Annotated in this window: 13 protein-coding genes; all 13 read right to left on the minus strand. The window is 57.5% G+C overall.

Features of this window, described 5'->3' with window-relative positions; translation table 11 throughout:
- Positions 1-4 precede the first annotated feature (4 nt).
- Positions 5-535: a histidine phosphatase family protein gene (locus tag D5270_RS04750; protein WP_166543005.1), complete on the minus strand. Its 531-nt coding sequence runs from the start codon at positions 533-535 to the stop codon at positions 5-7.
- A gap of 18 nt (positions 536-553) precedes the next feature.
- Complete coding sequence (locus tag D5270_RS04755; protein WP_166543006.1) at positions 554-1,036, minus strand: GNAT family N-acetyltransferase; 483 nt, start codon at positions 1,034-1,036, stop codon at positions 554-556.
- Positions 1,029-1,595: a YdeI/OmpD-associated family protein gene (locus D5270_RS04760; RefSeq protein WP_442858591.1), complete on the minus strand. Its 567-nt coding sequence runs from the start codon at positions 1,593-1,595 to the stop codon at positions 1,029-1,031. The genes D5270_RS04755 and D5270_RS04760 overlap by 8 nt, the downstream gene beginning before the upstream one ends.
- An 8-nt stretch (positions 1,596-1,603) precedes the next feature.
- Entirely contained in the window at positions 1,604-3,586 is a 1,983-nt protein-coding gene (locus tag D5270_RS04765; RefSeq protein ID WP_166543008.1) for a DNA gyrase/topoisomerase IV subunit B, read from the minus strand.
- A 201-nt stretch (positions 3,587-3,787) separates the two neighbouring features.
- The gene (ftsH, locus tag D5270_RS04770) at positions 3,788-5,773 is read right to left on the minus strand and encodes an ATP-dependent zinc metalloprotease FtsH (protein WP_166543009.1); all 1,986 of its coding nucleotides are present in this window, start codon (positions 5,771-5,773) and stop codon (positions 3,788-3,790) included.
- A gap of 52 nt (positions 5,774-5,825) precedes the next feature.
- Complete coding sequence (gene hpt / locus D5270_RS04775) at positions 5,826-6,380, minus strand: hypoxanthine phosphoribosyltransferase (protein ID WP_442858592.1); 555 nt, start codon at positions 6,378-6,380, stop codon at positions 5,826-5,828.
- 6 nt (positions 6,381-6,386) lie between these two features.
- Positions 6,387-7,748 carry a tRNA lysidine(34) synthetase TilS gene (gene tilS / locus D5270_RS04780; RefSeq protein ID WP_166543010.1) on the minus strand — a complete coding sequence of 454 codons (1,362 nt, stop codon included), beginning with the start codon at positions 7,746-7,748 and terminating at the stop codon, positions 6,387-6,389.
- Positions 7,741-9,123, minus strand: a complete 1,383-nt coding sequence (gene dnaB, locus D5270_RS04785; RefSeq protein ID WP_166543011.1) for a replicative DNA helicase — start codon at positions 9,121-9,123, stop codon at positions 7,741-7,743. The genes tilS and dnaB overlap by 8 nt, the downstream gene beginning before the upstream one ends.
- A 3-nt stretch (positions 9,124-9,126) precedes the next feature.
- Positions 9,127-9,573: a 50S ribosomal protein L9 gene (gene rplI / locus D5270_RS04790; RefSeq protein ID WP_166543012.1), complete on the minus strand. Its 447-nt coding sequence runs from the start codon at positions 9,571-9,573 to the stop codon at positions 9,127-9,129.
- 37 nt (positions 9,574-9,610) lie between these two features.
- On the minus strand, positions 9,611-9,859 hold the full coding sequence (locus tag D5270_RS04795) for a hypothetical protein (RefSeq protein WP_166543013.1): 249 nt from the start codon (positions 9,857-9,859) through the stop codon (positions 9,611-9,613).
- A 2-nt stretch (positions 9,860-9,861) separates the two neighbouring features.
- The gene (locus D5270_RS04800; protein WP_166543014.1) at positions 9,862-10,644 is read right to left on the minus strand and encodes a nucleoside phosphorylase; all 783 of its coding nucleotides are present in this window, start codon (positions 10,642-10,644) and stop codon (positions 9,862-9,864) included.
- Between the two features lie 16 nt (positions 10,645-10,660).
- Entirely contained in the window at positions 10,661-12,634 is a 1,974-nt protein-coding gene (locus D5270_RS04805) for a DHH family phosphoesterase (RefSeq protein ID WP_330587395.1), read from the minus strand.
- Between the two features lie 55 nt (positions 12,635-12,689).
- Entirely contained in the window at positions 12,690-14,435 is a 1,746-nt protein-coding gene (locus D5270_RS04810; protein WP_243150198.1) for a ribonuclease J, read from the minus strand.
- Between the last annotated feature and the right edge of the window lie 443 nt (positions 14,436-14,878).

Here is a 14,878-nt window from a genome sequence, read left to right on the forward strand (position 1 = left end):
TACATTATAACTCGTATTCTTCCAGCACACAGTTCCCCAGCGAATAGCGGAAGAACTCGTCGTTGGTCATGTCCCTGAAATAAGTGTTTATCACCCGGCACACCCCTCCGTGGCAGACAAGGAGTACTGCCCTGTCATGGCACTCCTCTTTAAGCTCCTCTATGAGCCCATAAGTGCGGTGGGCCACGCCCATCATGGACTCCCCGCCGGGGTAGCGGAAGGCAAAAAGCCTCTTATTGGACAGGAAGCCTTCATTCCCCCGGTCCGCACCCTCGTATATGCCGTAGTTCTGCTCCGTGAGCCTAGGGTCTGTCTCAATGGGTATGCCTCTGCCGGACTCTATCAGACGGCTGGTCTCAAGGGCGCGCTTCAATGGCGAGGAGACTATCAAATCTATCCGGCAGCTCATAAGTTTCTCCCCAAGCTCCCTCGCCTGAGACCGGCCCCTGTCGGTGAGCTCCACGTCGGTTATGCCACAGATTTTGTTTTGGGCGTTCCATTCAGTTTCGCCGTGGCGGGTGACGTATAGTTTCATTTTATATTCTCCTTACTCTCACAATATCTTCTCCATATACCCACAGGTAAAGGGAAAGAAATCAAACTTCTTCACCCCGGTATGCACGAATCCGAAACCCTCGTACCACCTTCTGAGCACCCTATTCTCCTCCACAATGCCAATGTCCATCTTGGAACAGCCCAGCTCCTCCGCAGTCTCAAAGGCATACCATAAGAGCTTCGCGCCTATGCCCTCTTGCCTGCGCTCCGGCAGGACGCAGAGGTTGTTGAGCTCGCAAACACCCTCGGCCTGTACCAATAGAGAGAAATAGCCTATGATGTCTCCCCCACTCACAAAAATGTACATATGGCGGTTTTCCTCGTTAAGCTGGTATATCAGGCGCTCCTCTGTGACGGCAAAGGCGGTGAAGCGAGGGGCGTTTTCTAGGGTGAATTCGAGCTCGTCAGCAACAGTCTTAAAGCTCTCGCGGATGACCTCTGCACAGCGGGGGATGTCAGGCTCTGATACTGACCTAATCATTTTCACGCTCCATTGGTCTCAGGTTTTTGTCCAGCCTGTCTATCAGCCATAGGAGCCGCTTCTCCCGGCCTGCCTCGGTCTTCGCGTCGAAATAGGCCCGGGTGTAGGTCTTGCGCACCGAAGGCGGCATGGCCTGAAAGTTGGTGTATGCGGGCTCATGGCCCTCCAGCAGTCCAGAGACCGTTTCCACCTGCTCGTCCGTAAGCTTCATCAGGTCAGGCGCGTCCCACCGGCCGCTCTTTTTCGCAAGCTCTATCTTCTCCCTGCCGAAGTCCGTCATGAGCCCCCGCTCCTCGAGGGATTTTACCAGGGCCTTATTCTTTTCCGACCACTTGCTTTTCTCCCTGCGCTGGGAGAAATACTTCATATAGGACACTTCGTCCAGCTTTTTCATCTGCCCGTCTATCCAGCCGAAACACAGGGCCTCCTCTAGGGCCTCCCCGGCTTTCAGAGTATTTGGGCCGCCAGGCTTGCCGAAAAGGAGCCATACCCCTTCGTGGGTCCGGCAGTTTTCGCTGAGCCAGGCGCGGAAGTCCTGGCGGGTCTCAAATTTCAGCATATCTTCCATCAGCTCACATCCAACTCCTCAGTATACTCGTTCCCATGCTCCGCTATATACTCCTTGCGCCCGTCCAAATCGTTCCCCTGCATTATCTCAAACATCCTGGCGGCATCCTCCACGTCCCCGGGGTTTACCTTTATGAGCCGCCGGGTCCTGGGGTCCATAGTGGTCAGGCTCATCATCTCCGGCTCGTTCTCGCCAAGGCCCTTTGAGCGCTGTATAGTGTACTTCTTGCCATCAAGCTTCTTTAGGAACTCCGCTTTCTCCTGCTCGTTATAGGCAAAATATGTCTCGTCCTTTGAGGTTATCTCGTAGAGCGGACTCTCGGCAATATATACCTTGCCCTCCTCAATAAGGGCCGGGGCCAGCCTGTACACCATAGTCAGCAGCAGCACGCGAATCTGGAAGCCGTCTACGTCCGCGTCGGTGCAGAAGATTATCTTACTCCACCTGAGGTTATTGATGTCAAAGACCCCCAAATTCTTGTTTGCCTTGGTCTTCACCTGTACACCGCAGCCCAGGACGCGTATCAAATCGGTGATAATCTCAGACTTGAATATCCTGTCATAATCGGCCTTAAGGCAGTTCAGGATTTTGCCCCTTATGGGCATTACCGCCTGGAACGCCGCGTCCCTGGCCTGCTTCACAGAGCCCAATGCCGAGTCGCCCTCCACGATAAAGAGCTCCCGCTCGTTCACATCCTTTGAGCGGCAGTCCACAAACTTCTGGACACGGTTTGCCATGTCCATTTTTCCGGTAAGCTTGGTCTTGAGATTCAGCCTGGTCTTCTCCGCGTCCTCCCGGCTGCGCTTGTTTATGAGCACCTGGCCGGCTATCTTGTCCGCGTCCATAGGGTTTTCAATAAAGTAGACCTCCAGGCTGTGCCGGAGCATTTCTGTCATGGCCTCCTGTATGCCCTTATTTGTTATGGCCTTTTTTGTCTGGTTTTCATAGGAGGTCTGGGTGGAGAACGAGGATATCACGATTACCAGGCAGTCCTCAACATCCTGGAAGGTTATCTTCCCCTCGCCCTTGGTATATCTGCTGTTCTGCTTTAAGTAGGCGTCTATCTGCCCCACAAAGGCGCTCCGCACTGCCTTATCAGGCGCGCCGCCGTGCTCCAGCCAGCTGGAGTTGTGGTAATATTCCGCCACATGCACCCGGTTTGAGAAGGCCGCCGCCACGTTTATCCGGCAGTTGTACTCCGCCATATCCGCCCGGTCCTTTACCCGCTTCTCGCTCTGCCAGAGCTGTACGGTGGTGAGGCTGTCCTCCCCAGCCAGCTCCCGGGCGTGGTCCAGTATGCCGTTTTCATAGCAGAAATCCGTCTGCTCGAACTTTCCGGGCTCAGTTTCGTTGAGAAAATGGAAGGTCACCCCGGCGTTTACCACCGCCTGGCGCTTCAGCACGTCCATATAATATTCAGCGCTGATATCTATATCTGTGAACACCTGCAGGTCCGGCTTCCAGTGGAAAAGGGAGCCGGTGTCCTTTTTCTTATATGGCTCCTTTCCAAGGCCCCCTATGTTCTCGCCGTGCTCAAAGTGCAGGGTGTATTTATATCCGTCCCGGCGCACCTCTACGTCCATATATTCAGAGGCGTACTGGGTGGAGCAGAGGCCCAGGCCATTGAGCCCCAGGGAGTATTCGTAGTTCTCCCCGGAGTCGTTATTGTATTTGCCTCCGGCATACAGCTCGCAGAAGACCAGCTCCCAGTTATATCGTTCCTCTTTTCTGTTGTAGTCCACGGGGCAGCCGCGGCCGTGGTCCTCCACCTGTACGGACTTGTCCAGGAATCTTGTGACGGTTATCTCGTCGCCGTAGCCCTGTCTGGCCTCGTCGATAGAGTTGGACAGTATTTCAAATACTGAGTGCTGGCAGCCGTCTATGCCGTCTGAGCCAAAGATAACGGCCGGGCGCAGCCTTACTCTGTCCGCACCCTTTAGGCTCTGGATGCTTTCGTTGTCATATACCGGTTTTTTCGGCATGGTTTGCACCTCTCTCTTTCACAAGAAGGCCCTGCCGCGGCTTACACGGCAGGTCCTTTTTACTCATTTCTCGCCTGTTTGAGATACCGGGGCGAAGGCTCGGTAATGCTCGCTTTTGGGGCATTGGGAATGGCCTCGAGGGCGCTGGCTTCGCCGCGCACAGGACCTCGGGGGCGCTGCCCCCGAACCCCTGCCAGGAGCCTAGGGCTCCTGGACCTCCTCTCGCTTCGCGCTGTCCTCTTCAGTTTCGCCGGTTTCGGCGGGCAGCTCTGCCTTGGGCTCGGCGGCAGTTCCTACTGCTTCCAGTGCCGGCAGAGTCTCGGGCTTCGGCAGCAGCTCGCCGCCCATGACCCCCTGGAACTCGTTCTCGTCCAGCTTCTCACGCTCATAGAGCACCGCCGCCAGCCTGTGCAGCTCCTCCATATGCTCCTCCAGTATCTCCCTGGTGTTGGCATATGCCGTGGACATAATGGCCTGTATCTCCGCATCTATCTCAGAGGCTGTCTGCTCGGAATAGTTGCTAATATGCCCCATCTCCTTCCCAAGGAAGGGGTTGGAGTCGTCCGTGCCATAGGTGATTGGCCCCAGCTTCTCGCTCATGCCGTACTTTGTGACCATGGCCCGGGCTATCTTTGTGGCCCGCTCAATATCGTTGCTGGCCCCTGTTGAGATATCGTCCAGCACCAGGGCCTCCGCCACGCGCCCGCCAAGGAGCACCACCAGCTCCTCGCGCATTTCATTTCTGGACTTATAGGACCGGTCCTCGGTGGGCAGGTGCATAGTATAGCCCCCCGCCATGCCTCTGGGTATAATGGATATCTGGTGCACCGGGTCCTGGGTCTTGCAGTAGTAGCTGGTTATAGCGTGGCCCGCCTCGTGGTAGGCCGTCAGCTTCTTCTCCTTGTCGCTCATAACACGGCTCTTCTTCTCCGTGCCAACCACCACCTTAATGGTAGCTTCCTCTATCTCCACCATGGTGATGGCTTTCAGGTTCTTTCTTGCCGCAAGCAAAGCCGCCTCATTGAGAAGGTTTTCCAAATCTGCGCCGGTGAAGCCCGCCGAGGACTTGGCAATAGTCGAGAGCTCCACGTCCGGTGCAAGGGGCTTGCCTTTTGCGTGCACCCGCAGTATCTCCTCACGGCCCTTGATGTCGGGGTAGCCCACCATTACCTGCCGGTCAAAGCGCCCCGGGCGCATCAATGCCGGGTCCAGGATGTCGGGCCTGTTGGTGGCAGCTATCATAATAACGCCCTCGTTGGCCCCGAAGCCGTCCATCTCAACTAGGAGCTGGTTTAGGGTCTGCTCGCGCTCGTCGTGCCCGCCGCCGAGACCTGCCCCGCGCTGGCGCCCTACAGCGTCTATCTCGTCGATAAATATTATGCATGGGTGGTTTTTCTTGGCTTTGTCAAACAAATCCCTCACGCGGGAAGCGCCCACGCCCACGAACATCTCCACAAAGTCCGAGCCGGAGATGGAGAAGAAGGGCACCCCGGCCTCTCCCGCCACGGCCCTAGCTAAGAGGGTCTTGCCTGTACCGGGAGGGCCCACCAGCAGCACGCCCTTTGGTATCCTCGCGCCAAGGGAGTTGTACCGCCCGGGGTTTCTTAGGAACTCCACTATCTCCCGAAGCTCCTCCTTCTCCTCGTCGGCCCCGGCAACGTCCGCGAAGGTCGTCTTGCGCTTCTCGTCGGTGAGCTGCTTTATCTTGGCCTTGCCGAAGTTCATCTGCTTGTCGCCTCCGGCTCCGCCGCCTATATGCCGCATCATGAATATCCAGAAGAAGATGAGCCCGCCGAAAAGTATCAGCGTGGGCAGAAGGCTTATAATCCAGCTGGTTTCCGCCGGGCGGGTGACGTCCTGGACCATCTTCTTGTCCGGGTGCTCCTCGTTATACTTTGAGATATACTCCCCCGCGTCCCTGTAAAACAGGTCCACGCTGGGCATAACGAAGCCAACGGCGGTGCTGTTCTCGTCGTCCAGCTTCAGGACCATTTCGCCGGTGCCCAGGTTCAGGGAATACTCCGTCACCCGCCCGGTCTCAAAAAAGTTCAGTATGTCAGAATACTTGTAGGTCATGCCCTGGGGCGCCCTGTTGCTGAACAGTATGATGATGATAAACAGCACCACCACCGGTATGCCTATATACAGCAGCAGGTTCCGAAGCTTTTTGCCATTGTTGCCATCCAAAGATTTGCCCTCCTAAATCATCTATAACTTATCCCGCCAAACAGCCGTTTATTCAAGAAGTATATATCTCGGGCTTCAAAACTCCCACAAACGGCAGATTGCGGTATTTTCCCGCGTAATCAAGCCCGTAACCCACTATGAAAGCGTCGGGGATTCTCGCGCCCACATAGTCCGGGGTCACGTCCGCCTCCCTACGCTCGGGCTTGTCAAACAGCGTGCATATCTTTATGCTCCTGGGGTTCCTGGCTTCAAGCACCTCTCTAAGATAGCTCAGAGTCTTGCCGCTGTCAAGGATATCCTCGACTATGAGCAGGTCGTACTCCTCAAGGGGTATATTAAGGTCCAGCACAATTTTTACAACGCCTGAGGTCTTGACCCCCTTGCCGTAGCTTGAGACCACCATGAAATCTATGCTCAGCGGCTCCGTCACGGCGCGCATCAGGTCCGCCATAAACACCACCGAGCCCTTTAATACGCTCACCATAAGAAGGTTCTTGCCCTTATAGTCCCAGCTTATCTCCCGGCCCATTCTCGAAACTATGGCCGCCAGCTCCTCCTTTGTGAACAGCTCCCGCTGGATATCGTCAAGCATATTCTTCTCTTCCATATTCTTTTACCCCTTCCCGTCCTCGATTTCCACAATTAAAACCCTTTTTGTCCTCTCTGTGGCCCTAAACCGTTCAGCGGCGCCCGCCCCGGGGCACCAGGCAATCTCCCCGCCGCATACCAGCAGCGGCACGCCGTCCCGCATGGGCCCCGGCACCCGCAGCTCCTGAAATATCTGCTTTATGGGCTTGCTCACTCCCCGGCCTATTGGGGAGAACCTGTCCCCGGGCCTGCGGCTGCGGAACACTGCCCCCTCAGGCAGCTCTCCGGCCAGTCCTGTCATTATATCATAGTCCAGCGCATTTTTGAATAACAAATTTTGAATTTTTTCCGGAATTTCTGCTTCCGGGCGGGTTTTCTCCCGCAAAACGATAGATTTTCCTCCTGGCAGCGGATTTTTCCCAAGCCTCGCCGGTATCTCAAAGGGCATATTCCCCGCCGGCCTCCCGGCCCAGAAAACCCCTTGGGCACAGCTCACCCGCACCCCCGGCAGGTCCGCCCCGCCACCGCGCTCCAGTATATGAAGGGCCTCTTCTATGTGCTTTTGCTCCAAGCGTGACCCGCCGCAGCGCTCAATAAAGAGCTTCACCGCACGGCTCCTGACACTTTTCTCCTCAGCCAGCAGCGTCTCTGCCTCAAGGCCCCACATGTTCAAGGACCGCTCTAAAAGCGATTCAGCCTGCCTATTCAGGCAGCTCCTGTCCTCTGAGAGGAGCCTTGCCGCCTGCCCCGCCATATGCACAAAGCGGGGATTCAGCTCTTTAAGCACCGGCAGCACCTGGTGGCGCAGCCGGTTCCTTGTGTAATCGTCCGATAGGTTTGAGCTGTCCGTCACATAGCTCAGGCCGTTCTCATGGCAGTACTGCTCTATCTCCCTGCGGCTCACGTATAAAAGAGGCCGCAGGATTTTTCCCCGCCTCGGCGGGATACCGCAGAGGCCGTCCAGCCCAGCTCCCCGGCAGAGGTTCAGAAGGATGGTCTCGGCATTGTCGTCGGCGTTATGTGCGGTGAGTATGCGGTCGTTCCTACCTGAGGCCAGCTTGTGAAAAAAGGCATACCTTATCTCCCTGCCACACTCCTCCGTGCCCATGCCCCTCTCCTCTGCCAGCCTTCCCACATCGGCCCGGAGTACTTCTATACAGAGCCCGCGCTCCCGGGCAAAGCCCTCTGCCGCAAGCTGGTCCCTGTCGGCCTCCCCGCCTCTCAGCATATGGTTTACATGGGCCAGCAGTATGCGCTCCTTATTGACCTCGCCCATAAGCCAGTGGGCCAGGGCGGTAGAGTCGGCCCCGCCGGAGAAGCCAACTACTATCCGGCCCTCCTCCGGGAGCCCCGGCAGGCCTGCCGCCTTTAAATGGCCGCTACTCATACCGCCTGACCTCTCTGGAGGTGAAGCGCATGTACTCGGCCTGCCAATGCACGTCGATGTCTATGGTCGCCCCATGGCGGTTCTTTGCGACGATTATCTGGGCAGCCGTGGTGTCCATGTCGTCGGTCACCTGCCCGCCCTCGCTGGCGGCGTTATATGCCTCACGGTGCAGGAATATGACGATATCCGCGTCCTGCTCGATAGAGCCGGAGTCCCTAAGCTCCGAGAGGCCCGGGCGGTGGTCCTTGGTGCGGTCCGTGGGCCTTCTCAGCTGGGACATGGCGATAACCGGCACGTCCAGCTCCTTTGCCATTATCTTCAGGTTCCTGGTGATATCGCTTATCTCGTTCACCCTGTTATCGTTCTTCTTTCCCCCGGACATGAGCTGAAGGTAGTCAACTATAATCAAGTCCACATTCTTCAGCCTGCGCACCTTGGCCTTCATCTGGGGCACAGTAATGCCGGGCGAGTCGTCAAAGTACAGGTCGGCGCTGCCGAGAATATCCCCGGCCTCGATTATCCTTGTCCACTCGTCTTCGTTAAGGTCCCCGCTCCTGAGCTTCGTGCCCTCTACCGAGGCCTCTGTGGAAAGCAGGCGCGACGCCAGCTGCTCCCCGGACATCTCCAGGGAGAAAAAGGCCACCCGCCGCTTTGACACCACCGACGCGTGCCGGGCAATGTTCAGCCCAAAGCTGGTCTTGCCCACGCCGGGGCGAGCCGCCAGCACAATAAGGTCCGAGCGGTTAAGGCCGGTTATAGTCGTGTCCAAAAGGCCTATTCCGGTGGGAATGCCCCTGTACCTGTCCCGGTCGGGGGAGTTTAACAGGTCCAGCCTGTCAAATGTTTCAAGGAGCATCCCCTTGATGGAGCGGAGCCCCTTCATCTGCTTGCCCTGGCGTATCTCATATATCCGCTGCTCCGCAGAGTCCAGGAGCCTTGAAGCGTCCGTAACCTCCCCGGCCTCGTCCAGAATCTCCCTAAGCGACTGCATAAGCGCCCGGAGCTCGTATTTTTCCCGGACGATATTGGCATAGGTCTCGGCGCCGCTGACCGAGGGCACAAGCTGGGCCAGCTGTATCATGTACACCCGTCCCTGCTCCTGGTCGAAGTCCTGCTCCTCCCGCAGCCTCTCCAGTACAGTCACAAAATCCACCGGCTGGCCCAGGGTGAACATCTCAAGCATCGCGCCGTATATCAGGCGGTTATTGACGGCGTAGAAATACTCGGCTCTCGGCAGTATCTCCGCCACAAGCGAAAGGCATTCGGCATCCAGGAGCACGGCCCCCAGCACAGACTGTTCCGCGTCCAGGTTAAATGGCATACTGAGCCCGGGCTGCGCCTGGGTGTTAAGATAGCTCTCAGGTTCAAAATCCATGGCTTACTGCTCGCAGACCACCACGCTCATGGTAGCGGTAATGCCGTTATAGAACTTGATATCAAAGGAGAAGGTGCCATAGGACTTTATGTCGCCATCCAGGACCACCTTGCGCTTGTCAACGTCAACCCCATACTGCTTCTTTATCTCGTCGCAAATCTCCTTTGCCGTAACCGAGCCAAAGAGCTTACCGCCCTGGCCCGCCTTGGCGGATATCTTTACTGCCCTGCCGTTCAGGGCCTCGGCGTTCTTTTTAGCCTGCTCTGTCTCGGTCTTAATCTTATACTCCTTGGCGGCCTCGGCGTTCTTCAGCTCGTTCATGGCCTGGGCGTTTGCCTCTTTGGCAAGCTTCCTTGGTAGCAGGAAGTTCCTGGCGTAGCCGTCGGAGACCTCCTTGAGCTCGCCTTTTTTGCCTATGGATTTTACGTCCTGTAAGAGTACAACTTTCATTTTTGGTCATCCTTTCTCTATAGAAATTATATAAATTTTATCTTAGCCTGTATGTTCTGTCCCCGCGCTCCATCGCCGCGAAGATTGCCTCCAGTTCCCCGTGGGCACGCTCCTCGCTGTCGTACTCGCCTATTGCAGGGTCTGCCAGCATTTTATCCAGGTTTCCTGTGTGGCAGTAGCCATAGATACCGTATCTCTGGTCCTTCCTGCCGGTACCGGCCAGCTTCCTGACGGTTATCAGCTGATATTCCCCCAGTGACTTGCCATCCTGCGACATGATGTACATAATCACTTCTCCTTTTCGTGTCTGCGCATACGTTTGCCGGTCTCAACAGCCACCCGGAAACAGACATCCTCAAGGCCCGCGCCCTTCTCGTGGAGTATGCCGCCGTCCCAGCCCGCGTCGTCCACGGTATCCGTGGCGTAGAAGAACTCTGCAAAGTGTACGTCCCTGAACTGCGCCACCGCCGCAAGGCTCGCGCACTCCATCTCCACAGATATGCACCCCTGCTCCCGCCTTCTCGCCGCCTTCGCCCGGGTCTCCCGGAAGAAAGCGTCCGTGGTCCAGGTCTTGCCCTCCGCGAAGGAGACTCCCAGTTCATTCATCGCCTCCCGGCAGGCCTGCAAATCTTCCGGGTTCAGCTCTATCTCGTCAGCCGCCGGGATATAGTGGTAGGAAAGCCCCTCGTCCCTTATGGCCGCCGTGGGCAGCAGCAGCTTGCCGTGGGATATCCCCTTTTCCAGCACCCCCGCCGCTCCGAAGTACACGTAATACTTTCCGCCCATGGGTATGCTCTCCTCCATGGTGGAGGCAGCCCCCGGGCCGCCCACAAAGGGCATGAACACCGCCACATCCGTTCCGTAAGCCTCCACCTTATAGATGGGCACAGCTCCTATGCAACACCCGAAATGGCTTATCTCGGTCCCTCCGTATTTATCCAGAAGCCAATCCATAATGGGCTTTGAGAATATCCCTATGCAGATTTCCGGGAAGTCCCCGTCCGGGTGATGACAGCAGTCCTCCGGGTTGATAATGGCCCTTTTATCCGTGTCAAATTCGTTGTGTATCATAAGCCTGCAGCTCCTCTCAATTCACCGTCGTCTCCTCCAGCCTGTCGTCCAGCGCCCTTATTAGCCGCCTTCTCGCCTCGCCCATGGAGACATTTTTTATCTGCGCCCCTGCCATGGTAAAGTGCCCGCCGCCGCCGAATTCTTCAAGGATAAGCTGTACGTTTACATCCCCCAGGCTTCTGGCGGAGATGCTCACGTCCCCGCCCACCTTGTACAGCACGAAGGAGGCCTTCACCCCCTGTATACTCAAAAGCTCATCCGCGGCCTGGGCCGAGGCCACTCTCAGGTCATCGAACTCCCAGCTAGAGGTGGCTATGGCGCACTCCTTATATATCTCCGCCCCCGACACAAGCTGCGCCTTGCGCTTATAGCTGTCGAGAGTGTTTGAAAACAGCTTCTTCACCGACACCGTATCCGCGCCCCTGCGCCTGAGATAGGCCGAGGCCTCAAAGGTGCGCACGCCGGTCTTTAAGACAAAGTTTTTGGTGTCCAGCATTATCCCCGCCAACAGAGCCTGGGCGTCCGCCCTGTCTATTGCAGAGGACTTGATATACTGCACCAGCTCCGTCACCATCTCGGAGGCGGAGCTTGCATAGGGCTCGTGGTAGAATATCAGGGCGTTCTTAATATGGGTGACCATCATCCTGTGGTGGTCTATTACAACTATCCGCTTGACATTGTCCAGAAGCTCACGGTTCTCCACATAGTTCACCGCATGGGTGTCCACCACAATAAGCAGCGAGCGCTCGCTCACAGTCTGCAGCGCCTCCTGGGGGCTTATGAAGACCCCCTCCTCAGGATAGCTGCGCTCCATCATCTCAACCAGGGAACCGGCTAAGGTGGAGCCCTTGTTTATGACAATATGGGCGGGCTTCTCAAGGCCCTTATATATTGCTGCCCACATGCCCACCGCCGAGCCCACCGAGTCCAGGTCGGAATTGGTGTGTCCCATGATGAACACACAGTCGCTGGCCTTTACATGGTCGCTCAGCGTCGCGGCGATAACCCGGGTACGCACCTTGTCGCGCTTTTCAACGCCTTTGCTAAGGCCCCCGAAGAATTCGTATGTATCGCCGCCCTGCATGACCGCCACCTGGTCGCCGCCCCGGCCCAGGGCCATGTCTATGGCCTGCCTTGCCCAGCGCTCGCTCTCGGCTACGCCGCCTGCCCCACGGCCCACGCCAATAGATACCGTGGCGCTCATGGTGTTCCGCGTGTTCCGCACCTCCCTCACGCTGTCCAGCACAGGGAAACGCTTCTGCTTTGCCTCCTCAATATGGGCGTCGTCGGTGATGATAAGGTACCTGCCGCTGGAGACCCGGCGCATAAATCCCGCCATCTCCTTCATGGCCCAGCTGCGCAGAACAGCCTCCACCTCGGCGGTAATCCGAGACTCCTCGCCCCCGGCGTCGTCCCGGGCCATCTCCTCCCTGTTGTCAAAGGAGGCAATGCACACCACCGGGCGCTTGTCCTTATACTCTTTGTTTACGGCTTTAAAGTAAGTGTCGTCCACAAAATAGAGTATATAGCCGTGGCGGGCCCTCGCGCCGTATACCGTGTACTCCCTGCCGCCGTAGGCGACCGCCGTGCCGGACGCCTCCATAACCTGCCGGAAGGTCTTGGGGTAGATATACCTCGAGGCGTTCTCCCCAAGGCTCGGGTGCCCCTTGCCAAGGGAATCGGCAAAGGCCTCGTTCACCCATACCACGTCCCCCGCCGGGGCCACTACCGCCACAGGCAGGGCGAATTTCTCCAGTACCTCCTGGTCCTCGGCAGTGAGGACCCTTGCCGCCGCTCTCAGAGTTGTGACGGCGTTTGTCCTGTACAGTATGCCGGAGACTGTCACCGCCAGGGCACAGAGGCCCGCGGCGGTCATCTCTATCATGAAGACGATACGGTTATAGGGATAGCTCGCCACAGCCATTGCCAGCATGGCTGCAGCCATCAGGTACATCAGCGGGGATGTTACCCACACCTTTTTTCTGCGCACCTTCCTCAGCTCCTTCTCCTGGGGCCCGGCCCCAAACCACGAAACTTTTGATTTATCATACTTCCATGATGATGGGAAGTATCATTGGATTACGCTGGGTCTTTCTATATAGGAATTTTGACAGCTCATCCTTAACGCACTGCTTCATGTCGCTCCAGTCGCGCACCCGGTGCTCCGCGCACTCCTCCAGCGCCCGGTAGACCACCTTACGCGCCTCCTCCATCAGGGCCTCATTCTCCCGCACATACACAAAGCCCCTGGACACAATATCCGGCCCCGCGGCTACATGGCCGCTCTCAGCCTCAATGGAGCAGACCGCCACAATCAGGCCGTCCTCTGCAAGGTGCTTGCGGTCCCGCAGCACTACGCTGCCCACGTCCCCTACCCCCAGGCCGTCCACCATAACGCTTCCGGCGGGCACGTCCGAGAGCTGCTTCATCCTGTCCTCGTGTATCTCCAGCACATTGCCGATGTCCCCGATGAAGATATCCTTCTGCTCCATCCCCATGGACATGGCAATGCCCGCGTTCTTTTGCAGGTGCTTCTGCTCGCCGTGAACCGGTATAAAGAACCTCGGCTTTACCAGCCCGTGGATAAGCTTCAGCTCCTCCTGGCAGGCGTGCCCGGAGACGTGCACCTCGTACATGGATTCATATATCACCGTGCAGCCCTGCTTCAGCAGCTCGTCCACCACGGCCCCTACGGTCTTCTCGTTGCCGGGTATGGGCCGGGCCGACAGGATAATGAAATCCCCGGGGCCTATGGCAACCTGCCTGTGGTCGGAGAAGGCCATGCGGGTGAGGGCCGACATTGGCTCGCCCTGGCTGCCTGTGGTTATGAGCACCAGCTGCCCGGGCTCATACCTGTTTATAAGATTCAGGTCCACCAGCACGCCGTCCGGGATATCGAGATATCCCAGCTCGCTGGCAATTCCCATTACGTTTACCATGCTGCGCCCTGAAAGCGCCACCTTCCTGCCGTACTTCACCGCGCAGTTTATTATCATCTGCACGCGGCTGATACTTGAGGCGAAGGTCGCAACGATTATCCTTTTTCCCTCGGCCCGCATGAATAGAGCGTCCAGGGAGTTGTTCACCGTCTGCTCGGTCTGGGTATAGCCCGGGCGCTCGGCGTTTGTGGAGTCCATGAGAAGGGCCAATACCCCCTGCTTCCCCAGCTCTGCAAACCTGGCCAGGTCTATCATCTCCCCCTCCTCTGGGGTACAGTCGATTTTAAAGTCACCGGTATGCACCAGTACCCCTGCCGGCGTGTGCAGGGCCAGGGCCACGGAGTCGGCTATGGAGTGGTTCACATGTATGAACTCCACCTCAAAACACCCCAGCCGGATATGGCTCCCGGGAGGGGTCACCATCAGCTTTGCCGAGGCCGTCAGGTTGTGTTCCCTGAGCTTGCTCTCTATAAGCCCGATAGTCAGGGCCGTGCCGTATACCGGCACATTGAGCCGCTTTAAAAGGTACGGCACCGCGCCTATATGGTCCTCGTGCCCGTGGGTTATCACCACGCCCTTTATCTTGTCCCGGTTCTTCTCCACAAAGGTGAAGTCCGGTATTACCAGGTCTACCCCCAGCATTTCCTCGTCCGGGAACGCAAGGCCGCAGTCCACAATCACCATGTCCCCCTGGCACTCATAGAGGGTGAAATTCTTGCCTATCTCGTTGAGGCCCCCCAAGAAATACACCTTCACCGGCGGCTTCTGTGACCTTCTGGGCCTGCCCCTGCCCCGCTTGGGCTGGGCGGACTGCACCAGCTTCTGCTGTGCCCTCTGTGCCGCGGCGGTCATGGGGGCGGTGCCCAGGCTCTGCCCGGCTGAATTCTGGCCCTGGCCCTGCTGCCTTGACTGTTTACCGGAGCCCTGCTGCCTGCCGCTCTGCTGCCGTCCCGGCGAGCGGCGCTGCTTGCCGCCCATAGCCCCGCTCTTTGCCGCGCCGCCTTTTGCGCCGCTTCTTGCAGCAGTATCCTTCGCCTGGCCTGCGGCGGCGATGCCCTGGCGCGGGCCTGATATCTTCCCTATCCTTGGGGCCTCCTTACCATTGTTCTGGGCCCTGCGGGGCCTGTTATTTTTTTTTCCAACTTCTGCCACTTAGTTTCCTCCTTAATATTCTGGCCGGACACCTCTCTCTGGGCGCACCCGGCCGGCCTCCCGGAGCGCCGGGGGCTGGATAATTTGATGTAATGCACGCACAGCGTCAATGACCTTGCGTGCTTATAAAAAAACGGCCTTCG

Origin of the sequence: Acutalibacter sp. 1XD8-36, assembly GCF_009917525.1 — a bacterium.
Taxonomy (GTDB): Bacteria; Bacillota; Clostridia; order Oscillospirales; family Acutalibacteraceae; genus Acutalibacter.